This is a genomic window from Vagococcus sp. QWL-13 (assembly GCF_058683555.1).
The window spans coordinates 1404194-1426205 of sequence record NZ_CM178746.1 but is presented as its reverse complement, the minus strand read 5'-3'; the positions used below and the strand labels follow the sequence as shown (position 1 = coordinate 1426205).

The window sequence follows — 22012 nt, the reverse complement described above, 5'->3', positions numbered from 1 at the left end:
ACATTTAATTTTCAATCATTCCTATTATTTGATACTATGGCATCATAGATTTTTTTAGAGAGAGAGGATTCAAATGAAAAAAAGCATACTAAAATTTTTAACGATTGGTGCATCTGTTTTACTTTTAACAGCCTGCGGGACCTCTAAAGATGCCAATAACGATAATGGAAAGAAAACAACGAAAGAAACCATAGAAACTTCTTCTGAGCCTGTTGATTTTTCAAACTTAACTCTGCCGCAATTAAATTCAGAAGTAGCGGACAATGAATATCTGGTGGAAATGGTCACGTCTATGGGGTCGATCACATTTAGATTATTTCCTGATATCGTGCCAAAAACAGTGGAAAATTTTGTCACCCATGCTAAAAACGGCTATTACGATGGTGTCATTTTCCATCGGGTCATTGATAATTTTATGATTCAAGGCGGAGATCCTGAAGGCACAGGAGCCGGCGGCGAAAGTATTTGGGGCAAACCTTTCAAAGATGAATCCAATCGGGAGCTGTTCAATATCCGCGGCGCTCTTTCCATGGCGAATTCTGGTCCAGATACAAACGGCAGCCAGTTTTTCATCGTGCAAAATAAAGACGATGTGTCCACACGCAGCGGACTTTTAAAAGACGAGTACCCGGAAGCAATCATCGAAAAGTATAAAGAAGGCGGTGCGCCTTATCTAGACTACACTTACGAAGCAAGTGCCAGCAATCATACAGTCTTCGGACAAGTTTTCGAAGGGATGGATGTGGTAGATAAAATCGCCGCTGTGGAAGTTGACGGAGAAAAACCTAAAACTGATGTGACGATTATTGAAATCAAAATCCTGCAAGAGCCAAAATAAATTAACCTCATTCCTATGAATGCCTTCATAGGAGTGAGTTTTTTTGTGAAAATTGTTAAGTAATCACTAAATTGTCCTGCTGAATTTCTGATTTTTTACAAATTGTGCTAAACTCTCTATGGAAATAATTTTATAATGACAAGGAGTCGTAGATTATGGATAAATTGCGTATCGGGATTGACCAGTTGAATTTTTTCACCCCTGCTCTCTATGTTGATATGATCGACTTGGCAGAAGCCCGCAACACAGACCCGAATAAATATATTATCGGGATTGGTCAGGAAAAAATGGGGATTAATCCAATCACCCAAGATGCTGTTTCTATGGGTGCAAATGCTGCTTTGCCAATTATTTCAGAAGCGGACAAATCCAAAATAGATATGGTGATTTTTGCCACAGAGTCTGGTACAGACTACTCTAAATCAGGCGCAGTATCTATCCATCGCCTCTTAAACATAAATCCTTTCGCCCGGGCCATCGAGATGAAACAGGCCTGTTACAGTGCTACGGCGGGACTGATGATGGCAAAAGACTACATCGCTGCCCATCCGGACCGCAAAGTTTTAGTAGTCGGTTCCGACTTGGCCCGCTACGGATTGAATACCGCCGGAGAAGTCACCCAAGGAGCCGGTGCAGTGGCCATGCTTATCAGCGCCGAGCCGAGGATCATGGCAATCAGTGATGAGACTCTGCCGTTTACCAAAGATATTTTTGATTTCTGGCGGCCAAATTATTCTGATACTGCAAAAGTGGACGGAAAATTCTCAAATGAAGCCTATATTCAGTTTTTTGAAACTGTACTCCATGAATATCAAGACCGTTTTGGTTTTTCTTTAGAAGACCTTGAAGCACTTTGCTTTCACCTTCCCTATTCAAAAATGGGTAAAAAAGCCATGGCAAATGAACTGGAAAAAGTATCAGAAGAAACAAAAAACCGTTTATTAGCCCATTATGAATCAAGTATTCTTTACACAAAAAATATCGGAAATATCTATACCGGCTCTCTCTATCTTGGGCTGGCTTCCCTGCTGGATAATAGTCAGGAAATCAGTGGCGGAGACAAAATCGGTATGTTCAGCTACGGTTCAGGAGCTGTGGGAGAATTTTTCGTCGGCGAACTGGTACAAGGGTTTAAAGATCATCTTGCCACAAAAGAACATCAAAAATTGCTGGACGATAGAGAAAGACTGACGATTCCAGAGTATGAAGAGCTGTTCATGGAGGCACTGCCGGAAGACGGGACTTCGTTAAAGCTGTTTAACCGCTTTGATTCGGCTCCAATCCAGCTGGTAGAAATCCGTGACCATCAGCGGCATTATGATTTTCGTTAAATTCTTCATTTCATAAAAGGAGCAGCTATGACTGGGACATCACATTTATCAAAATTTTATAAAAAAAGCAGACAGGAACGTTTGTCTCTTTTAAAGGATCATCACTTTCTTACCGAGGACGGGATGACATACTTTCTTGAAAATAATTTACTGGACGATGACGTTGCCAATCATTTAATCGAAAATCAAATCGGTCAGTTTCCCCTGCCTTTAGGGGTAGCTCTTAATTTTATCGTCAACGGTCGGGAAATCGTTGTTCCGATGGTGGTAGAAGAACCTTCTGTCGTGGCAGCATGCAGCAATGCTGCCCGCTTCGTTAGGAAAACTGGCGGGTTCAAAGCCACTTCCAATGAGCGGCTGCAAACCGGTCAAATGATTTTTTATGGTCTTGCCGACTTTGAACAAGCAAAAAAAGTTTTAGAAGAACGTAGCAACGATATTATTGCATTAGCTAATCAACTCCACCCTTCCATCGTCAAACGGGGCGGAGGCACTAAACAAGTAGTGGTCGAGATTATCAGAGACGAACAGGAAGTCCCTCAATATTTGACCGTTTATCTTCATATTGATGTACAAGAAGCTATGGGAGCAAATATCGTCAATACAATATTAGAAGGACTTCAACCGGTTGTCGCTGAATGGGTGAATGCTGAATCTTTGATTAGTATTTTAAGTAATTATAACGACCAGACTTTGACAACGGCCAGCTGTGAAATACCAATTTCAGATTTGGCAACAGATACACTTTCAGGAAGCCAAGTGGCTGAAAAAATAATCCGGGCTTCTGACTATGCTTCGCTAGACCCATACCGTGCAGTCACCCATAATAAAGGCATCATGAACGGAATTGATTCTGTCATCATTGCGACCGGAAATGATTTTCGTGCCATTGAAGCTGCCGCCCATGCTTTTGCCAGTCGAACAGGTCGTTATCGCGGGATGAGTGATTGGCGGTTAAGTGATGACGGCGACTATCTGCAAGGCTCCCTCACCTTGCCTATGTTGATTGGTTCTCTGGGAGGAGCTGTCAGTGTACTCCCTGCAGCAAAATTATCCCAAGAATTAATGAAAACTTCGTCATCTAAAGAAATAGCCAACATCGCTGTTTCTGTAGGATTGGCACAAAACTTTGCCGCACTGCGAGCTTTGGTAACGGAGGGCATCCAAAAAGGACATATGGGGCTTCATGCGAATGCTTTGGCGATACACGCTGGAGCTGTAGGAGAGGAAATCTCTCATGTCTCGGAACAACTGCGTCAAACGGACAAAATGAGTTTGGAAAAGGCCCGTCAGTTTCTCCAAACTTGGCGAATGACTGACAAGAAAAATGAGCCTTCTAGTTAAAATACACAGATAGGAGGTTGACCCATAAGTCCTCATTCAATGCAAAAAGGAACGAAATCTTTTTATGATTTTGTTCCTTTTTTTAGCGATAAAAATAGCACTTCCTTGTATAATTAAAGTACCAACCATAACCAAAAGGGAGTGCTATCTATGTACAAAGATTATAACATGAATCAAGTCACTTTATCACTAGATTTAGAAATTTATTTGGAAAAGGGTGACATCGCTTTTGCAATCAATGAACTTGTAGAAAGCATGCCAGAAAAAGCCTTCTCGGTTTTTGACCATCAGATGGGTGCAACCTCTTATCATCCTAAAATGATGTTGAAGTTGATTTTGTGCGGTTACACGCAGTCTGTTTTTTCTGGCAGAAGAATTGAAGCGCTAGCTAAAGACAGTATTCGCGCTCGCTGGCTGACACAATCCCAGCAACCCAATTTTAGAACGATTAATCGGTTTCGTGTACATCCTCAGATGCAAGTGTTATTAGAAGAATGCTTTATTCAATTCCGAAACCTTTTGGTTTCCCAGAATCTTATCGAAACAGATGCCATCTTTATTGACGGTACTAAGTTAGAAGCCAATGCCAATAAATACACATTTGTCTGGAAAAAAAGCATTGAAAAGTATGAAGCTAAGTTGACAGAGAAATCAAAAGAGATTTATCAACAACTCGTGAAGGAAACCATCATTCCTTCTATTTGTGATGAAGACAAAGACCTTTCAGACAAAGAGTTTTCAAAAATCATCACGGCATTAGAAACAAGTGTAGAAAATTTGACTCAAGAAATTGAGACCTCTGACTGCGCTAAAAAACGAAAACAACTACGCTCTCAACGAAAGGCACCTAAACAAGCCTTGAAGCAATTCTCTGATTTTAAAGAACGTCAGTCACGGTATGTCCGTCAAAAAGCTATTTTAGGTGAGAGAAATAGTTACTCCAAAACAGATCACGATGCCACTTTTATGAGAATGAAAGAGGATCATATGCGCAATGGGCAACTAAAAGCAGGTTACAATGTCCAAATTGCGACCAATCAACAATATGTCCTAGCTTATGACATCTTTCCGAATCCTACGGATACGAGAACTTTAGTTCCTTTTTTACGGACCATAGAAAATACCTATTTTGATTTACCCGACTATATTGTGGCAGATGCCGGTTATGGTAGTGAAGAAAACTATGAAACTATTGTGGATGGCTTTGAAAAAACACCTTTGATAACCTATGGGATGTACCGCAAAGAGAAAAAGAGAAGTTTTAAAAAGAATCGTTTTAATCCTTTGAATTGGCGGTATGATGAGTTAAGAGATACCTATTTATGTCCCATTGACCGTGAGGTCCCGTTTAAACGTTATGCCAATCGTATAGATAACTATGGCTACCAACGACAATTAAAAATATACGAATGTCTTTCTTGTGAAAACTGCCCAGTTCGTTCTCAATGTACCAAAGCGAAGTCGGGTCGTAATAGAATGATTCAAAAAAACGGCAATTGGGACTATTTTAAAGCTTACGTTCAGACACTTCTGAAAGACGAACGAACAGGCAAATTATATGGTCAAAGAAAAATAGACGTAGAACCAGCCTTCGGAAATCTGAAGGCTAATTTAGGCTTCACTCGATTTTCAGTAAGAGGTAAAGATAAGGTGAGAAACGAATTAGGTTTTGCATTTATGGCGGTTAATCTGAGAAAGTTAACTGCCTATCAGCGGAAGAACCTCTTAAATAAACAAAAAAATAAGGGAACCAAAATCTTTTTATTGATTTTGGTTTCCTTTTTACTATTTTTGAGACTTATGGGTCAGCCTCTTTCTTTTTTTGTTTACTTACTTATAAAACATAAGAAATGTTTAAAAATAGCTGATTCGATAGCCTTTCAATTCTCTTTTCAGTTAAAATTGTCTTGAAAAAGTAATCATACTGATTATGGGGAAGTATGTTTGAATGGTTGAAGTTGATGATTTTGGAGGTAGAAAATGACTCAGGGGATTGGGTATGCACACGGGAAAATTATACTGATGGGAGAACATGCGGTGGTTTATGGAGAACCGGCTGTAGCCATCCCATTTCCCGCTGTAAAAATCAAAGCAACAGTGGAAAAAAATCAAGGAAAAACTTCGATTGATTGTTTATTTTATAAAGGACTGGTCGAAGAGATGCCTGAACTTCTTGAAAGTTTGCATAAAGCAATCGATATTTCCTTGGAGAAAATCAAAAAAGAAGACTGGCTTTCCATAAAAATAGAGAGCACTATCCCTGCAGAACGAGGCATGGGTTCAAGTGCCGCAGTTGCAGTGGCTGTAACGAGGGCGATTTTTGATTATTACGACTACCCTCTTACAAATCAAAAGCTGCTTGACATCGTCAATGAAGCTGAAAAAATAGCTCACGGCAATCCCAGCGGTTTAGATGCTTTAATGACAAGCAGCCGCACTCCCTATTATTATATAAAAAATCAAGAACTCTCCCCTTTCAACTTAAATTTACACGGGGTCTTAGTTGTTGGAGACACCGGAGTGACAGGAAAGACTAAAGAAGCGGTTCAGGATGTTGCTGACAAGGTGAAACGTCAACCTGAAAAATATGGCAATGACATCCGCACTCTTGGTCAATTGGCCCGTGAATCCCTTTATTTTTTAGAAAATGATAAACCTGTGGCACTGGGAAAACATATGTCAGCAGTCCACGAACTTTTAAAAAAATTAGATGTATCAAGTAAAGAACTGGATCAGCTGGTCGCTGCTTCCTTATCCGCCGGTGCTCTCGGCGCAAAATTAACCGGCGGCGGTCGCGGCGGTTGTATGATTGCCTTAGGAAGAGATAAAGACCATGGCGTCACCATTGCTGAAAGCTTAAAAAAAGCCGGGGCTGCCGAAACTTGGATTTTTGAAATGAACGGAGGTCGCATCATTGACTGAAAAAAAAATAACTGCTCGAGCTCACACGAATATTGCATTAATAAAATATTGGGGAAAAAGAGACGAAAAACTGTTTTTGCCTATGAACAGCTCACTCTCATTAACTTTAGATGCTTTTTATACCGACACGACCACTTGTTTTTTACCCGAAGATAAAGATGATGTTTTTGTCTTAAACGGTGTAGAACAGGGAAAAAAAGAACAACAGAAAATTTCTGCATTTATTGATTTATTCCGTGCCGCTGCCGGTATCACAACTAAAGTCAAAGTAGAGAGCAGAAATCACGTCCCTACTGCTGCGGGATTAGCATCATCGGCCTCAGCATTTGCCGCCCTAGGCACGTCTTTAAATGAGTTGACTGGTTTGAAAATGGACAAAACAACCTTGTCCACCTTTGTCCGGCGGGGTTCAGGAAGTGCAACGCGCAGTCTTTTCGGCGGATTCGTCGAATGGGACATGGGTACAGATAGTTTTAACAGTTGTGCGAAGAAAATCGATGATGCCGCCTGGGACATAGCCATGCTGACGATTCCTGTCAGTACGGATAAAAAGAAAATCTCCAGCCGTGACGGCATGAAGTTGACTGTGGAAACGTCAGCTTTCTACCCTGCGTGGGTGGAACAAGCTGAAAAAGATCTTAATTCGATTAAAGAAGCCATCGCGGCAAAAGATTTTATTCGTCTAGGGGAAATAACCGAAGCAAACGGCATGAAAATGCACGGCACGATGTTGGGGGCTGTACCTCCATTTTGTTATTGGGAACCATTGACAGTCAAAGTTTTACAAAAAGTCAAAGAAATACGTGGACAAGGGTTGCCTTGTTACTATACAATGGACGCTGGACCAAACGTGAAAGTTCTTTGCCGGCAGTCGCAGGCGATGGAACTTAAAAAAATTTTGGATGATGCTTTTCCTGAAAATCCTAGTATTTTTTCAGGAGTGGGTCAGGGAGCTTATCTGCTGACAGACATTGAGAAAGGAAGAAACGAATGATTCAAGCAAGTGCACCGGGAAAATTATACATTGCAGGTGAATATGCTGTACTTGAGCCGGGACATCCAGCCATCTTGGTAGCTCTGGAACAATACATCACTGTTCGTCTAAAGGAAACAAACAACTTGGGGACCATTCGTTCCAGTCTGACCAATAACTTCCCGATTCTTTGGACCAGAAAACAAGGCAGATTTTTTATCGACCAGCGGGAAAACCCCTTCGCCTATGTGGCAGAAGCTGTGACTACCACGGAAAAGTATATTCAAGAACTTGGAAAAAAATTAACGTTTTTCAATATAGAAATAGACAGCGACTTAGACAATAAAGACGGACGCAAGTATGGACTGGGTTCCAGCGGTGCCGTTACTGTTGCCACTATCAAGGCATTGTTAAAGTTCTACCGTGTCGCTTTTACTCAGGAGACCGTTTATAAGCTGGCTGCAATCACACATCTGGCTATCAACAGCAACGGTTCTTTTGGTGATTTGGCTGCCAGCACTTATGGCGGATGGATTGCTTATTCTTGTTTTGACCGCGGCTGGTTGACAAGAGAGCTGACTAAAAACAGTTTATTGGAAGTTTTAGAGATGGAGTGGCCTTTGTTATCTATCCAGCCATTGGATGCACCGGAAGATTTAGAACTCCTGATTGGCTGGACCGGCTCCCCTGCCTCAACGACTCATTTGGTAGACTTGCTGAATGATGAGAAAGCGGAAATCAAAGAAACTTACCAAATATTTCTTAAAGAAAGCAAGCAAATCGTTGCTCAAATTATTACTGCATTTCAAGAACAAGATCTTGACGCGATTCAACATGGGATTCGGCAAAACCGGGCATTGCTGCAAAAATTAGGTGCTTCCAGTCGTATGCATATCGAAACTTCTACTCTTTTTGAATTATGCGAAATCGCGGAAGAACACATGGGAGCAGCAAAATCTTCTGGTGCCGGCGGCGGAGATTGCGGAATCGTTTTAATAAATAAAACGAAAAATCATTTTGAACTATTTAAAGAATGGAAAAAGGCAGGAATCACACACCTTCCTCTAGCGGTTCACTTTGAGAAACTGCCAGTTCCTATGAAATAAGGAGAGACATTATGAGTATCCACAAGAATCGCAAAGATGAACACGTGGCATTAGCTGAACAGTTTTATCAAACAGCAGTTGCAGGCGATTTTGACAATATGCGTTTCATCCATCACTCATTTCCCGGAATAGATTGGGAAAATGTTAAAATAAATACTTCTTTTGCCGGATTAAACTTTCCCTTCCCTTTTTTCATCAACGGAATGACTGGCGGAAGTAAGAAAACACAGGAAATCAATCGTGATTTAGCAACACTAGCTAGAGAAACTGGTCTGGCAATGGCATCTGGCTCTGTAAGTGCTGCAATCAAACATCCTGAAACGAAAGAAAGTTTTTCTATCATCCGCAAAACAAATCCCCATGGTAAAATTTTTGCCAATATGGGACCTGAACATCCCTTGGAGAATTACTTGAAAGCAGTAGATTTATTACAAGCTGATGCCTTACAAATCCATGTAAATGTCCCACAGGAACTTGTCATGCCTGAAGGTGAGCGAAAATTTTCCCACTGGCTGACAAATATCCAAGAAACAGTACAAAAAGTCGGTGTACCGGTAATCGTTAAGGAAGTCGGTTTTGGGATGAGCCAGGATACGATTAAACAACTGGTGCAAGCCGGGGTGCAAACGATTGACGTGAGCGGCCGGGGCGGCACTAATTTTATTCAGATAGAAAATTCCAGAAGAGCAAACAAAGAATTTTCTTTTGCTGAACATTGGGGACAATCCACCCCGATTGCTTTGCTGGAAGCCGGCAGTCAGCTTGATTCGGTCGAAATTTTGGCTTCTGGAGGAATCCGCACCCCTTTCGATATCGTCAAATCTTTAGCTTTGGGAGCCCGTGCAGTGGGACTTTCCGGTCAATTTCTTCATTTAGTCGTCAATCAAGGTGTGGAAAAAACCATTGAGGAAGTGACTCAATGGAAAGAAAATATCCAAACTATGATGACACTATTAGGTGCTGCGGAAATTGCTGATTTGCAACGAACTGACATCGTGCTTTACGAACCATTAAAAACTTGGTGTGAAGCCAGAGACATAGACTGGCGTTCTTATGGCAAACGTTCAAGTAATTAAAAAATCTTCTTCAGGCTATCTGAAGGAGATTTTTTATATTTTTTCTTTGAAACACTCTGGTATCAACTTTTCTTCCCATTTTACAGATGATGCAAGTCAATGTACTATGAGCAAAGTAAATAAAAAATAAACTTTGCTATGTTCAGTTGCCATCGAAACATGGTAAACTGAAGAAGGTGTGAAAAAATAAAAAGGAGTTTTTCTTTATGACCAAATGTATTCGTTGTCAAGTCGATGTTGCTGATCATCATTTGAATTGTCCGTTGTGCGGAATCAAACTAAGAGAAACTATCAAAGAGACTTCCGTGTCTTATCCGGAATACCCTCAGACTGCCAAAAAGAAAAAATTCCGTGTCAAAGTTTGGACATTCATAACAATTTCAATTATCGTTTTTTCTTTGGCAATCAATGCGCTGACTTGGAAAATCAAGCCCCTAGGCTGGTCTCCGATTCTCTCTATCACCGTTTTCTATATTTGGTTCTTAGGTCGAGATTTATATCAGAAATTTAATATCAACTTAGTAGCAAAAACATTGTGGAACAATTATTTGATACTAACTGCTTTTTTTCTGATTGTTGATAATGTGACTGGCTACCAAAGATGGTCATTAAATTTTGTTATCCCTTTCTTGGGGATTGCCACAGGTTTCATCATGACGCTCTGGTCTGTTAAAAATAAATCTATGTGGCGGGATGATATCGGGTATATTTTATTGATTTTAGGAGTCAATGTAATGCCCTTTATTTTATTTTTACTGAAAGCCGTAGATGTCTTATGGCCAAGTATCGCCTCTCTGCTCTACGGAGTAATGACTGTGGTGGGTATATTTATTTTTTCAGGCAAAAGATTATTATACGAGTTGCAAAAGAGATTCCATTTTTAAACTGAAAAATTAAACTGTGTCACCTTTAAAAAGGAGGTTCCCATGCATAAATGGTATCGTTTAGATAATGCTGCAATTGTCTTCCCTTCCGTTTCCGGAAGCAAGAATTCATCAGTTTTCCGATTTGCAGTAGTCTTAAAAGAGGAAGTTAATCCTAAGTCTCTTCAAAAGGCTGTGGATATTGTGATGCCGAGATTTCCAATGTTTACCGTCCGTTTAAGACAAGGTATTTTTTGGAACTATCTAGATGAAAATAGGCATCCATTAAAGATACAAAAGGAGATCAATCCGCCTTGCGAGCCTATATCGAACCAGGACGATGGCTACTCGCTCAGGATTTTATACCACCGTTACCGTATCTCGATTGAAATGTTTCATGCGTTGACTGATGGGGGCGGTGCCATCGAATTATTAAAGACCTTAATCTATTATTACTTTTTGATGGAAGGTCATGAGCTGGATCACGAAAATAAAATATTATTGGCAAAAGATGCTATTTCCCGGGACGAATTGGAAGATAGTTTTTCTGCTAATTATACACCTGTCTATGCCGAAAACACCTCTAGCCCTGCCTCTTATCATTTGAGAGGTGTCCGTCTGGAGGGAGCCGATGCAAGTACAATCAGCGGCGTTACAAGCGGCAGTCAACTCAATCAGGTAGCCAAATCATACGGCGGCTCGATTACTGCTTATTTGGCTTCTTTACTGCTGATGTCGATTTATCAGACAAGAAAATCTGATAAAACTCAAAAGAAACCAATCGTTATCGCTGTTCCAGTCAACTTGCGTCCTGTGTTTCACTCAAAAACACTGAAAAACTTTTTTACAGTGGTAAACGTTGGTGCCTACATGAACGATGATATCACTCTGAAAGAATTAGTCCCTCAAGTTCAAGAAATGCTGCTGCAAAAGACTAGTAAAAGTAATTTACAGTCAGCCATTAATCATAATGTGAACTTCGAGCGTAATCTAGCTTCAAAATTTGTGCCGCTGTTTGTTAAAAAGTTGGCTGTGAGAATCGGCTTTGGTTATTTGAGTGAACGCCGTAAGACAATCACTCTGACTAATCTGGGTCGGATGGACTTGCCGGAAGAAATGCTTGAATTGATTGCCCACGCAGAAATTTTTGCCTACCCGACCCAACAAAGTCCGATGGCCTGCGGATTGATTTCCTGCGGAGATAAATTGACCATCAGCTTTATTAAAAATATCGTGGATACAGATGTCCCTCAATATTTCTTTTCCCACTTGGCGTCACAGGAACAGCTTGATGTTTTCGTCTATAGCAATGGGATTGAAGAAAAATTTGAGGAAACCCTGCAGAACGAAACTACCCGCCCCGAAAGCGAATGATTTATCGGAATAAAAAACAAGCTTAATTTCAGCGAACACCACTGAAGACTAAGCTTGTTTTGCTTTTGTTTGGTTGTCTTCCGCTGATTTTTCCCTCAAGTGGATAGACAAAATCATCTCTAACGCTGATACCCTCCAATTGGAAAGCATGAAAAACTATTTGTGAGCTGTTTTATTGGATAACATCTAATACAGTATAGCGCTTCTTGTCATATCTGTTTCGGCTTTTTGAATACTCAACGGGACGTGAATTTTTAAGATAAACCACCTGCTCTACTTCCAACACAGGATCGTCTGGTGCACACTCCAAATATTTTTGATCCAGTTCAGAGGGTTTATCTGCTTGAATCGAACGGTGAGCACCGGCGAACTCGATACCTAATTCGTCCAAGTATGTATAAATAGACCGCTCAATGATTTCCGTTGTTAAATTTGGCACCAAATCTGTGGGCATAAACGTGTGCTCAATAACAAAAGGTTCGTCATCAACAAATCGTAACCGGATAATCTCATAAACAGGGATATGGCTGTTTATTTTTAGTTTTTCTTGAATTTCCTCAGAAGGAAAATCTACATTGAACAGCAGAGCTTTACTTTCGATCTTCCTGCCCTTCAACCCCTTTGTCAGCCCTGTATAATCATTTGCCAAAGTCGGCGAACGTTTAAATGAGCTGTTGCGCAACACATAGGTGCCCACACCACGCTGACTATAGACTAGACCTTCCATCATCAGCATATTGATAGCTTTATTCACAGTCATCCGGCTGACATTAAATTCTTCAACAAAATCTGTTTGATTCGGAATCAGAGTATTTTCCGGATATTCACCAGACAAGATTCGTTTCCTGATGATACCAGCTACTTTTTCATATTTTGTCAACTCTCTCTTCCTTTCGTCCTTCGTTCATCCATATTATAACATTCAACCATAAAAAAAGTTACCTGATAAAAACTATCAAGTAACTTTTTATGATTAGTTCCCGGATTATTCCATAGCAAGCTGCTGTTTGTCTATTATATTTTTTAATGTCTAGACTTTTATTTTTTAATGTTTTGTCTTATAATGGGAGTGAACAAATATTTGAAGGAGGATCAACATGGTAACGTATAAATTTCCAAAAGATTTTTGGTGGGGATCTGCAGCAAGTGGTCCGCAGACAGAGGGAACATTCGAAGGCGACGGCAAAGGTGAAAATATCTGGGATTATTGGTACAAAGAGGCCCCGGAAAATTTTTTTAATCAGGTAGGCCCGGCGGACACTTCTCGTTTTTATCACACATATAAAGAAGACATCCAACTGATGAAAGAAACAGGTCACAACACTTACCGCCACTCTATTCAGTGGAGTCGATTATTTCCTGAAGGTACGGGTGAAGTCAATCAAATCGCTGTTGAGTATTATCATAACTTAATCGATGAATTGCTAGCAAATGGCATCGAACCTTTCATGAATCTGTATCACTTCGATATGCCGATGGCGTTGCAAGAAAAAGGCGGATGGTTAAATCGGGAAACAGTTGATGCTTATGTTCATTTTGCCCAGACCTGTTTTGAATTGTTTGGCGGCAAAGTGAAAAAATGGTTTACCCAAAATGAGCCAATCGTCCCTGTAGAAGCTGGTTATTTATATCAATTCCATTACCCTGCTGAAATCAATATGGCACACGCGGTGCAGGTGGGTTATCATGAGATGCTGGCTAGTGCAAAAGCTATAAAAGCATATCGTGAAATGAAACAGGACGGGCAAATCGGTATCATTTTGAACTTGACACCTAGTTATCCGAGAGATGAAAATAATCCTGAAGACGTCAAAGCTTCAATTATTGCTGATGCGATGTTTAACCGCTCATTTTTAGATCCTTCTATCAAAGGCGAATTCCCTGCCGAATTAGTGGAAATCGTGAAAGAGTTGGACATGATGCCTGATGTTCAAGAAAATGATTTGGAAATTATTAAAGAAAATACAATCGACTTGTTAGGTATCAACTACTATCAGCCGAGACGTGTCAAAGCAAAAGAATCTCCTATCAATCCAGAACATGGACCAATGCCTGATGACTACTTCGATAACTACGAAATGCCGGGACGGAAAATGAATCCTCACCGCGGCTGGGAAATTTATGAAAAAGGTATTTATGATATTTTGATTAATGTTCGCGATAATTATGGCAATATCCCATGCTATATCTCAGAAAACGGGATGGGTGTGGAAGGAGAAGAAAAATTCCGCAATGCTGATGGTGTTATCGAAGATGATTACCGGATTGAATTTGTCAGCGAACATTTAAAGTACGTCCATCAAGCCATTCAAGAAGGGGCAAATTGCCTAGGTTATCATATGTGGACGTGTATGGATAACTGGTCATGGTTAAATGCTTACAAAAATCGTTACGGCTTTATCTCAGTTGGATTGGATAAAGATTATAAACGCAGCATCAAAAACAGCGGACGCTGGTTCAAGGAAGTTTCTGACAATAATGGATTTTGATGATATAAATTTTTAAAATCATGACCGCCCTTGTAGAGAGCGGTCATGATTTTTTAAGTTTGAAAACTATATGTTCTTCTGTATGAGATTTCATAAAAATCTCATCCTTGAAATCCCAAATGAAAATAATTTATTAATGTTACATTACAAAACTTTTAAACTCCCCTATTCCCCTTCTTCCAGCTCTTTACGGACTTTTTTTGGCAAACTTGCCACCACTAGATTATAGGATTGTTTCAACAAAGCATGTAATTCCTCACGTGAAAAAGTTGACTCTGAAAGCTTGATAGAATTCCAATGGGTTTTATTCACATGATAACCGGGAATCACAAACTCATACTGTTCACGTAAAAGCTCATTGTCTGCAGGCAACCCTTTGACCGTCATGAGAAGACCATGGTGATGATTCTGCGTATACAAACAAAAAAATTTGCCTGCCACATTAAAATACTCGCACTCCCAGTCTTTCCGGTAATAAACATCAGCTCCGGGCCATTTCAGAATGATTTTTTTGAAGTCTGTCAATATGGAATAATCATTGACTTCGTTGTGTGCAATCTTTTTTTCATCAGATGTCAAAATCAATCCCTGCCCCCTTCTTTCAATGTATGACAAAATAGACTAAGATAATTGCCGTCGGGATCTTCAACAATGGCATAATATTGTCCCCAAAAAGCATTCCATGGTTCTTTAAATACTTTAAATCCAGCCTGTCGTATCTGTTCGACTTTTTGTTCCAATGCGGCGGGAGAATCGCATAAAAAAGCCAGTTCCAGCCTTTCTCCTGTTAATGCCGGCTCAAAGCCATAAATATCGGCAATCATTTTTTTAGAATTCAAAGAAATCCTGACAGACTCGCTGGCTAATTCTGTGTAATCATCAGACTGTTCCCCTTGAATTTCAAAACCTAGCAGCCGATAAAAATCAACTGCTTTGGACATCTCTTCCACAATGATTCCCACCATATCTAATCGCATCTGCACCTCTCCTTTCTAGTAAACCAATTATATTAAAAAAATTCAGGAGTTTCTTGTATAATTGCGACAAGCAAATACAATTTGCTTTGGAGACAACCCGCTGTATTTCTTCATCGTTCGGGAAAAATGTGCCTGATCGTGAAAATGATAATCATAGGTCAAGTCTATAAATGATTTCCGGCTCATTTGAATATCTCTCAGAATCTTCTGAAATCGGATTGTATCATATAATTCATAAGGTGATAAAGCAATTTCTTCTTTAAATTTCCGTTGAATACTTCGTTCAGAAATCACTTCTTTCCGGATTACATCCTTATAGGGTAAATTGTTGAAGGCATTTGTGATAAAGTTGCCTAAAAGTGTTTCTGATTCCAAAGGTTTGACCGTAGTCGATTTGTTCAAAAAATATTGATTCAGCCGTTCAAACAATTCGAACAAACTAGAAAAGCCATTCAAATAATTGAAATAAGTTGAAAAATCCGAAAAATAGGCTGGATTTGTCAAAATTTCATTTTTTTGACCAAGCAAGGGTGCTTCTAAAATCAAAGGAAAACCTCTTAAATAAAACCTGATACCCACCGTGATATAGTCTTCATCGCCATCAGAAATGAAATAGGCAGTCTGCGGTGTTGAAAAAAACATCTTTTTTATGGTTAATTCTTTTGACATGACCAGTATGATATCTCCGCAAAAATCCGGAAGGACCCGTTGAAAAGTATCACCGGGCGGACTGACCCAGAAAGTCTGAATCCAGTTTTTCAAAGCACTATGGGGTGGAATCTCATAATAAGTGTCGTGAGAATAAGATAAAATCACCGGCTGATACATTTCCCAGCTCCTTTCTCCAATGAATTGTTAGTCGTCATTTATTGTCATATCTTTTATCCTATCCAAACAAAACGCAGGAAATAACCTAATATCAGAGAAAACATGATACTAAGCATACTGCCGATTAGATAATACTCCGCAAAACTTTTATCTTCAAACTGTTTGAAACGGGTCAGTGCCTTCATTGCAATGATAAAAGAAATGCCGGTGATACTGTCTGCCAGACATAATATCAAAATCAGCAACCGTTCCAAGATACCAATCCACATACCTGCTTTTTCAGGGGAATCTGTCACAAAAGTCGCTTTTTTAACGGTTATTTTTTCAATGATTTGAGACTGGCTGTCCTGCTGCCGGGTTTCTTCTGTTTTTATTTTTTCCCTAATTTCATTGACGGGCTTGAAATAACTTAAAACACTGGCAATCAAGTAACCCACAAAGAACACGCTCAAAAGGATGACGATAACTGTCAATAAAATCCGGGTGTCAAAGGGAAGAATTATTTTTTTCTGAAGGAAGCTTTCAAATAAACGATAAAAATCAAACTTCTTTTTAAACAGCCACTTGACCGCCAATAGGATAACCATAAGATGGACAAGCTGATCCAGCACATACAGACCGGTTTGAACCGCCATTTTGATATGGGCAGTATGGATTAAGTAATCTGCATGTTTTTTTAATCTTTCTTTTGCCAAATCAACAAAGATATGAAGAAAACTAATCAAAATAATCGTCAGCACCAGCTTTAAAATCATGATAAATCCCACACTCGGGGCAAAAAATAAATAACACACTGTCAGCACCACGGAAACAATCAGGTGTATGGATACGTGGCGCAGCAATCCTTCCCTGCTTTCTTTCATGCCGTACTGCTGCAAAGGAAAATCTGCCAGCAAATGTCCGATGATCAAAACCAATGTCAAATTTCCCATGGGCGTACCTCCGGATGTTCTTTAAAACGCTGAAAAAGATAATCTTTAAATTGATTCTCCCAATTTTTCCTTGTACCATGAATTTTCTGCCATTGTTCTGAAACCAACTCTTCTGTTTTCTCAGAGTCCTGAAGAAGCTGCTGCAAAAGCATATTCCCCTCAGAACCATCTCCTGAAGAACGTTTTAAAACAGCAAGTTGTTGATAAGCTTCCAATGTTTCAAACTTTTTAACTAACAGACTGGATGTTTCTGCCAGCAAGTCTGATTTCCCCCGATTATAACCGGCGGACACAGTGGCCTGTGTTTTATTCAATTCTTCTGCAACCAGCTGTTGTTTATCTAATAAACTATAAAGGGAGTAGACTTCACGCTGACTGCTAGACTGCTCATTGATCAGCAAAGACTGCAAGTGAAATAAAAACTCTGTTTCTGTATCCGCAGTAGTCATAGCCATTTTGGCAAAAGCACCAAAATTCGGCATGGCCATCCCTAAATAATTTTGTCTGTCTCCGGATTTGATCCAGTCATTTTTTTCTCGTGCTGATTTTATTGCGGGATGATTCCAAGACTCCAGCTCTTTGATTTCACTGGCATCTTTTTCAAATTCCCCTAAAGCAATGCCGAAATATGGCATGGCTTCCCTGAATTTCCATTGACTCAACAGAAAACTAGCCAAAAGATACGCAGTAAAATAATGCTCTGCCACACAAATGATCTCGTCCCCCATCCGATACTTGGCCTTTATCTGAATGTCTGAAAAAAAACCATTGAGCGTCTGTTCCCAAAAAGTCAAATAGTGAGACAATTGCTGATAATTTTTAAATTTACTGGAATCAGTCACATCCATAATAAAGACGGAAAACAATTTGTTTTTCACGACGGTTCCTCCCTGCTAACTAATAAAAAAATATAGACGGAAACGACTATATCACTACTGATATAGATGTTTCTGTCTATATTATATCTCATATAGATAAATCCGTCATTATAAAATAAAATCAGAGAAACTTTCACAGAACATAATTTAGACAAAAACCCTGTATTTTAGCTATAAGATAATTGCTTTTTCAAATGTTATTTTGCCTAAAAGGTTTGATTTGCTTTAAAATCAGATATCTTTTAAGATTGGAATAAGTGTTGTGGGGATAAAAAAGGAGTTGGCAAACATGAGCTACCACTTGTCCCAAGGTTTGGCTGTAATCGTCATTACTCTAGCATTGATAGTGTTGTTCTTATTTCTAACAAAAGGAACCCAGTGGCTGATTTCTGATAAAATCCTTCTGTGCCTGACCATTGTCTGCTATCTCCTGGATACGGTTTGGTGGCTGTTTTATTTAGACTTGCCATACACTGCCCTTTATTTCCAATACAAAAATCATACCTTGCAATTGACGATTTTTTTCGTGATAGCACTGGTAAGTTTTACAGTTTTGATTGTCAGCAGATTTTACAGACTAATAAAAAATAGGGATAAAAACGGAAGGAAGTGACACTATGTCAGAACGTTTTGAAATCGATATACAAAAAGGTCTTGGATTGATGGTGGATGTACGGGTGATTACAGATACCCTCACCGGTGTTCAATACTTATTCGTTGCCAGCGGTTCAGGAACAGCTATCACACCGCTGATCGGTGCAGACGGCAAACCCCAACTCGCCCCAAGAACCCCTTAAAAAAACAAATAAACATCATGGGACCGAGAATCATCTAGATTTCTCGGCTCTATAATTTATGGGACTGATGAATCAAAAATTGATTCATCAGTCCCATTTTTTTGTATTTAAACGATTAAGAGTTCAAGCATTTGGCTCTCAACATCTCTATCGTTTCTTTTGTTCCGCCATAATATTTCAAATAATTCTCTGACCCTTGGTACTCACTATCTAAATGATTCAGCACCTGTGCCATCCACTCCCGGCGACTTTGCAGCAATTCGCCATAACCATTTTGATGATTGAAAAGCGGATTTTGACTCAAATAAGTATAAGTAGTTTCGTAGTTAGCTAAAATATCCCCCGTTTCTGCCCCTAGCAAACTTAACAGCAAGGCGGCCAGCACTCCTGTACGGTCCTTGCCGGCAGCACAGTGGAATAAAACGCCCCCGGTTTTATCATCCCCAGCGATTTCAACAAGATGTCGGAATTTTTCTCCCCCTTCTTCGAGGAATTTAACGTATAAATCTCCCATGGACACATCTTTTGAGTCATATTTTGTCACATCGTCAATTACGTCTGAGGACATCAAAGAAAGATGGTGCAAGGAAAAGTCTTTGGACGAAAAATTATAGCCGGTCACTTCCCTTTCCTCTGCTGTTCTTAAATCTATGATGGTTTTTACACCGTAATTTTTAAGCCAATCCATATCATGGGGGTTTACTTTGGACACATCATCGCTTCTTATCAGCCGGGCCCATTTGGTATGACTCCCGTTTCTAGTAGGAATCCCTCCTAAATCACGGGTATTAAAAGTTGTTTCTAATGGTAATCGTACAAAAGACATCACATGGTCTCCTTTTTTAATATTTTTGTTTGTTTCGATAACTTCTATTTCTATTTTGCTGCCGCTTTAATACCGTTGACAATTATTTCCAGTGCCAGCATGGTGATAAAAATCATCAGGATAATTGTTGATATTTTAGGATAATTGTAACTGCCGATAGCACGGGTCAACAGTGTTCCGATACCTCCCGCACCCACGATTCCCAAAGAGATGGATTCAGCCACATTACTTTCCACCCGGATAGCAATCCAGCTTAAAAACATATTGCTCACACAGGGAAATATCCCTTCTGTAATAATTTGTATTTTGGAAGCACCAGTAGCTTTCATTGCTTCGATTATGTCTTCTGGGACCTCTTCAATACTGCTGATAAAAGACTTTCCCAGATAACCTACTGTGGGAAAAATCAAACCGATTAAACCCGAAATAGTCCCAAATCCCATACTTGCTACAATCATCAATATCCACACAAGGGACGGAATCGCCCGAATGATTGAAATAAATCCTTTGATAAAATAAGAAACGTAAGGATGGGGAGAAATATTTTCAGCACCGAATAAAGCGAAAATTACAGAAAACACTGTGCCGGCAATCAATGCAGCAAAGGCAATAGTGACAGATAAAAATAATTCCGATATAATTTCAGCAATATCTGTCAAATCCAACTGAATAAAATGCTGTAAAACAGTGCCGGCTTCTTTGGCTCTATCAAAAAATGTAACAAAATCTAGTTTTAAAAAGCTGACGCTGACACCGAAAAGTACCAGAGAACCAGCTGCCATCAAAACTTTTCTAATCAGGGATCTCCTGTCAGTTAATTGAATTTTACTTTCCATTTCCCTCTCCCCTCATAAAATCGCTCTTCTGATTTTTGTAACGGCAAATTCTGTCAAAAGAATCAGGACAACTAAGGTAATAATCAACGCTAGGGCTTCCTGATATTTAAACAGACGGATATTGGTTTGAATCATGATACCTATCCCTCCGGCTCCCACCATTCCTAAAATGGCAGAAGCCCTAATATTTATTTCAAAAGAAAAAAGTGTCCAGTTGACCCATGAAGGGATAAATTCCGGCATCAGTCCATTGATGATGACTTGGACAGGAGAGGCACCATTCGCCTTTAGAGCCTCCAGTTTCGTGTCTGCGATGTTGTCAATGGTTTCGGCATAGGACCGGGTCAAAAAGCCCAGAGTCGCCAGTATCAAGGCAAGAAGGCCTACCATGCTTCCAATACCAAAAATATACACAAGCAAAGATGCCCAAACCAGCACGGGAATGTTTCGGACTAAAGATGAAAAAGTACGGACAACCCAGCGTACCGGCGCAATCGGGTTGATGTTTTCTGACATGGCAAGTCCTAAAACAAAAGCTAGAACAGCCGAAATATATGTCCCCACTACAGCAAACAACACCGTTTCAATAATCAGAGGCACATAATTTTTAAATCCTGAAAAATCCGGCGGGAAAAAATTTTCACCAAAGAAACTCACAATCGACGGAAAAGAAGCTAATATTTCTACTGGATTGACTCTTAGATAAATAAAAGGAAATGCAACTAAAATAAAAAGCATAGTGTAAGTGAAATTTCGTTTGAGCACAGACATTTGGCGTAAAGGGACAGAAACTTTTTGATCAAGACTATTCATAGACAGCTTCTCCTTCGGGCATAAATTCTGTTTCCGGAAGGATGACTTCTTGATTTTTTTCCGGAAGATGGTAAATATTTTGAATAATCTCATCATTCAACTGGGCACCTGTTCCGTCAAATACAATCTCCCCCTGACGGACACCGATGATTCTAGTGGCATATTTTTTCGCTACTTCCACTTGATGGAGATTGACAATACACGTCAAATTCCGTTCCTCGGTCACCTTTTTCAGATAATCCATCACAACTTCCGAAGATTTTGGATCTAGAGAAGCTATAGGTTCATCTGCCAAGATAAGTGTAGGGTCCTGCATGAGTGCACGGCAAATACCTACACGCTGCATCTGCCCTCCCGATAAATCTTTTGCCTGCTGATAAAGGTGGTCTTGTAAACCAACCGTTTTCAGCAGCTGATAGGCTTGCAACCGGTCCTCTTGACTGTATAATCCAAAAGTGCTGACCCAAAAAGGTACACTGCCAAGTTTGCCATTCAGTACATTTTTTAAAACATTGGTACGGGAAATCAAATTGTAGTGTTGAAAAATCATTCCGATTTTTCCGCGTAATTTTCTTAACTGTTTGCCTTTTGCCTTTGAGATATCCTCCCCATCAAAAATAATATCCCCTTCAGAAGGTTTCACCAGCTGGTTCAGACAGCGGATGAGTGTGGATTTACCGGCACCTGAAGGCCCGATAATCACCACAAATTCTTTTGGATGAATCTCAAGGTCAATGTTTTTTAATGCAGTTTTGTTTCCGTCATAACGTTTGGTAAGATTGGTTATTTTTAGCAAAGGTTCTTTCACT

22 protein-coding genes and 1 pseudogene are annotated in these 22012 nt (G+C 39.8%); 13 read left to right on the top strand and 10 right to left on the bottom strand.

Going from position 1 to position 22012, the window contains the following annotated elements; translation table 11 throughout:
• Positions 1–73 precede the first annotated feature (73 nt).
• The 10 genes and pseudogenes from AC4PHI_RS06595 to AC4PHI_RS06550 all read left to right on the top strand — a co-directional run bounded on the left by AC4PHI_RS06595 (position 74) and on the right by AC4PHI_RS06550 (position 11827).
• Entirely contained in the window at positions 74–838 is a 765-nt protein-coding gene (locus AC4PHI_RS06595; protein WP_492199128.1) for a peptidylprolyl isomerase, read from the top strand.
• Between the two features lie 164 nt (positions 839–1002).
• Complete coding sequence (locus AC4PHI_RS06590) at positions 1003–2169, top strand: hydroxymethylglutaryl-CoA synthase (protein WP_492201551.1); 1167 nt, start codon at positions 1003–1005, stop codon at positions 2167–2169.
• A 27-nt stretch (positions 2170–2196) separates the two neighbouring features.
• Positions 2197–3513, top strand: a complete 1317-nt coding sequence (locus AC4PHI_RS06585; RefSeq protein WP_492199127.1) for a hydroxymethylglutaryl-CoA reductase, degradative — start codon at positions 2197–2199, stop codon at positions 3511–3513.
• Positions 3514–3663: 150 nt separating this feature from the next.
• Positions 3664–5334, top strand: a pseudogene (locus AC4PHI_RS06580) (IS1182 family transposase); the annotation flags it as partial.
• 159 nt (positions 5335–5493) lie between these two features.
• On the top strand, positions 5494–6435 hold the full coding sequence (gene mvk, locus AC4PHI_RS06575) for a mevalonate kinase (RefSeq protein WP_492199126.1): 942 nt from the start codon (positions 5494–5496) through the stop codon (positions 6433–6435).
• Positions 6428–7429 (top strand): diphosphomevalonate decarboxylase, encoded by a 1002-nt coding sequence (mvaD, locus tag AC4PHI_RS06570; protein WP_492199125.1) that lies wholly within the window; start codon positions 6428–6430, stop codon positions 7427–7429. The genes mvk and mvaD overlap by 8 nt, the downstream gene beginning before the upstream one ends.
• Positions 7426–8514 carry a phosphomevalonate kinase gene (locus AC4PHI_RS06565; RefSeq protein WP_492199124.1) on the top strand — a complete coding sequence of 363 codons (1089 nt, stop codon included), beginning with the start codon at positions 7426–7428 and terminating at the stop codon, positions 8512–8514. Before mvaD ends, AC4PHI_RS06565 begins: the two co-directional genes overlap by 4 nt.
• Before the next feature lie 11 nt (positions 8515–8525).
• Positions 8526–9590 carry a type 2 isopentenyl-diphosphate Delta-isomerase gene (fni, locus tag AC4PHI_RS06560; protein WP_492199123.1) on the top strand — a complete coding sequence of 355 codons (1065 nt, stop codon included), beginning with the start codon at positions 8526–8528 and terminating at the stop codon, positions 9588–9590.
• A 206-nt stretch (positions 9591–9796) separates the two neighbouring features.
• A complete protein-coding gene (locus AC4PHI_RS06555) occupies positions 9797–10474 on the top strand; it encodes a DUF6320 domain-containing protein (protein WP_492201502.1) in 678 nt (225 codons plus the stop codon).
• Positions 10475–10516: 42 nt separating this feature from the next.
• Complete coding sequence (locus AC4PHI_RS06550) at positions 10517–11827, top strand: hypothetical protein (protein WP_492201501.1); 1311 nt, start codon at positions 10517–10519, stop codon at positions 11825–11827.
• Between the two features lie 172 nt (positions 11828–11999).
• Here the strand turns inward: AC4PHI_RS06550 and AC4PHI_RS06545 are convergent, their stop codons facing one another.
• Positions 12000–12707 carry a GntR family transcriptional regulator gene (locus AC4PHI_RS06545; RefSeq protein WP_492201500.1) on the bottom strand — a complete coding sequence of 236 codons (708 nt, stop codon included), beginning with the start codon at positions 12705–12707 and terminating at the stop codon, positions 12000–12002.
• 217 nt (positions 12708–12924) lie between these two features.
• On the opposite strand from AC4PHI_RS06545, the gene AC4PHI_RS06540 reads away from it, so the two are divergent.
• On the top strand, positions 12925–14316 hold the full coding sequence (locus tag AC4PHI_RS06540) for a glycoside hydrolase family 1 protein (protein WP_492201499.1): 1392 nt from the start codon (positions 12925–12927) through the stop codon (positions 14314–14316).
• Between the two features lie 165 nt (positions 14317–14481).
• On the opposite strand, the gene AC4PHI_RS06535 is transcribed toward AC4PHI_RS06540, so the two are convergent.
• Genes AC4PHI_RS06535 through AC4PHI_RS06515 form a run of 5 tightly spaced genes read right to left on the bottom strand, consistent with a single transcriptional unit; the run spans position 14482 to position 17931 of the window.
• Positions 14482–14901, bottom strand: coding sequence for an MmcQ/YjbR family DNA-binding protein (locus AC4PHI_RS06535; RefSeq protein ID WP_492201498.1), 420 nt, complete (start codon positions 14899–14901; stop codon positions 14482–14484).
• Entirely contained in the window at positions 14898–15293 is a 396-nt protein-coding gene (locus AC4PHI_RS06530) for a VOC family protein (RefSeq protein ID WP_492201497.1), read from the bottom strand. Before AC4PHI_RS06530 ends, AC4PHI_RS06535 begins: the two co-directional genes overlap by 4 nt.
• 42 nt (positions 15294–15335) lie before the next feature.
• Entirely contained in the window at positions 15336–16121 is a 786-nt protein-coding gene (locus AC4PHI_RS06525; RefSeq protein ID WP_492201496.1) for a helix-turn-helix domain-containing protein, read from the bottom strand.
• 53 nt (positions 16122–16174) lie between these two features.
• Positions 16175–17053 carry a DUF3307 domain-containing protein gene (locus tag AC4PHI_RS06520; protein ID WP_492201495.1) on the bottom strand — a complete coding sequence of 293 codons (879 nt, stop codon included), beginning with the start codon at positions 17051–17053 and terminating at the stop codon, positions 16175–16177.
• Positions 17041–17931: a hypothetical protein gene (locus AC4PHI_RS06515; protein WP_492201494.1), complete on the bottom strand. Its 891-nt coding sequence runs from the start codon at positions 17929–17931 to the stop codon at positions 17041–17043. Before AC4PHI_RS06515 ends, AC4PHI_RS06520 begins: the two co-directional genes overlap by 13 nt.
• 289 nt (positions 17932–18220) lie before the next feature.
• On the opposite strand from AC4PHI_RS06515, the gene AC4PHI_RS06510 reads away from it, so the two are divergent.
• Together AC4PHI_RS06510 and AC4PHI_RS06505 are read left to right on the top strand one after the other, a co-directional pair.
• A complete protein-coding gene (locus AC4PHI_RS06510) occupies positions 18221–18544 on the top strand; it encodes a hypothetical protein (protein ID WP_492201493.1) in 324 nt (107 codons plus the stop codon).
• A 4-nt stretch (positions 18545–18548) separates the two neighbouring features.
• Complete coding sequence (locus AC4PHI_RS06505; RefSeq protein ID WP_492201492.1) at positions 18549–18728, top strand: DUF6440 family protein; 180 nt, start codon at positions 18549–18551, stop codon at positions 18726–18728.
• Positions 18729–18843: 115 nt separating this feature from the next.
• Here the strand turns inward: AC4PHI_RS06505 and AC4PHI_RS06500 are convergent, their stop codons facing one another.
• The 4 genes from AC4PHI_RS06500 to phnC are packed head-to-tail and all read right to left on the bottom strand — an operon-like array spanning position 18844 to position 22011.
• A complete protein-coding gene (locus tag AC4PHI_RS06500; protein WP_492201491.1) occupies positions 18844–19554 on the bottom strand; it encodes a tyrosine-protein phosphatase in 711 nt (236 codons plus the stop codon).
• A 50-nt stretch (positions 19555–19604) separates the two neighbouring features.
• Positions 19605–20390, bottom strand: coding sequence for a PhnE/PtxC family ABC transporter permease (locus tag AC4PHI_RS06495; protein WP_492201490.1), 786 nt, complete (start codon positions 20388–20390; stop codon positions 19605–19607).
• 12 nt (positions 20391–20402) lie between these two features.
• Positions 20403–21203, bottom strand: coding sequence for a phosphonate ABC transporter, permease protein PhnE (gene phnE / locus AC4PHI_RS06490; protein WP_492201489.1), 801 nt, complete (start codon positions 21201–21203; stop codon positions 20403–20405).
• On the bottom strand, positions 21196–22011 hold the full coding sequence (gene phnC, locus AC4PHI_RS06485) for a phosphonate ABC transporter ATP-binding protein (protein WP_492201488.1): 816 nt from the start codon (positions 22009–22011) through the stop codon (positions 21196–21198). The genes phnE and phnC overlap by 8 nt, the downstream gene beginning before the upstream one ends.
• Position 22012 lies beyond the last annotated feature (1 nt).

Bases quoted from the DNA above. Each gene is read 5' to 3' on its own strand.
- phnE (WP_492201489.1), bottom strand. From the start codon at position 21,203: ATGAATAGTCTTGATCAAAAAGTTTCTGTCCCTTTACGCCAAATGTCT.
- mvk (WP_492199126.1), top strand. From the start codon at position 5,494: ATGACTCAGGGGATTGGGTATGCACACGGGAAAATTATACTGATGGGA.
- AC4PHI_RS06505 (WP_492201492.1), top strand. From the start codon at position 18,549: ATGTCAGAACGTTTTGAAATCGATATACAAAAAGGTCTTGGATTGATG.
- AC4PHI_RS06495 (WP_492201490.1), bottom strand. From the start codon at position 20,390: ATGGAAAGTAAAATTCAATTAACTGACAGGAGATCCCTGATTAGAAAA.
- AC4PHI_RS06565 (WP_492199124.1), top strand. From the start codon at position 7,426: ATGATTCAAGCAAGTGCACCGGGAAAATTATACATTGCAGGTGAATAT.
- AC4PHI_RS06520 (WP_492201495.1), bottom strand. From the start codon at position 17,053: ATGGGAAATTTGACATTGGTTTTGATCATCGGACATTTGCTGGCAGAT.
- AC4PHI_RS06525 (WP_492201496.1), bottom strand. From the start codon at position 16,121: ATGTATCAGCCGGTGATTTTATCTTATTCTCACGACACTTATTATGAG.
- fni (WP_492199123.1), top strand. From the start codon at position 8,526: ATGAGTATCCACAAGAATCGCAAAGATGAACACGTGGCATTAGCTGAA.
- AC4PHI_RS06510 (WP_492201493.1), top strand. From the start codon at position 18,221: ATGAGCTACCACTTGTCCCAAGGTTTGGCTGTAATCGTCATTACTCTA.
- AC4PHI_RS06555 (WP_492201502.1), top strand. From the start codon at position 9,797: ATGACCAAATGTATTCGTTGTCAAGTCGATGTTGCTGATCATCATTTG.
- AC4PHI_RS06585 (WP_492199127.1), top strand. From the start codon at position 2,197: ATGACTGGGACATCACATTTATCAAAATTTTATAAAAAAAGCAGACAG.
- AC4PHI_RS06530 (WP_492201497.1), bottom strand. From the start codon at position 15,293: ATGCGATTAGATATGGTGGGAATCATTGTGGAAGAGATGTCCAAAGCA.
- AC4PHI_RS06500 (WP_492201491.1), bottom strand. From the start codon at position 19,554: ATGTCTTTTGTACGATTACCATTAGAAACAACTTTTAATACCCGTGAT.
- AC4PHI_RS06540 (WP_492201499.1), top strand. From the start codon at position 12,925: ATGGTAACGTATAAATTTCCAAAAGATTTTTGGTGGGGATCTGCAGCA.
- AC4PHI_RS06595 (WP_492199128.1), top strand. From the start codon at position 74: ATGAAAAAAAGCATACTAAAATTTTTAACGATTGGTGCATCTGTTTTA.
- AC4PHI_RS06550 (WP_492201501.1), top strand. From the start codon at position 10,517: ATGCATAAATGGTATCGTTTAGATAATGCTGCAATTGTCTTCCCTTCC.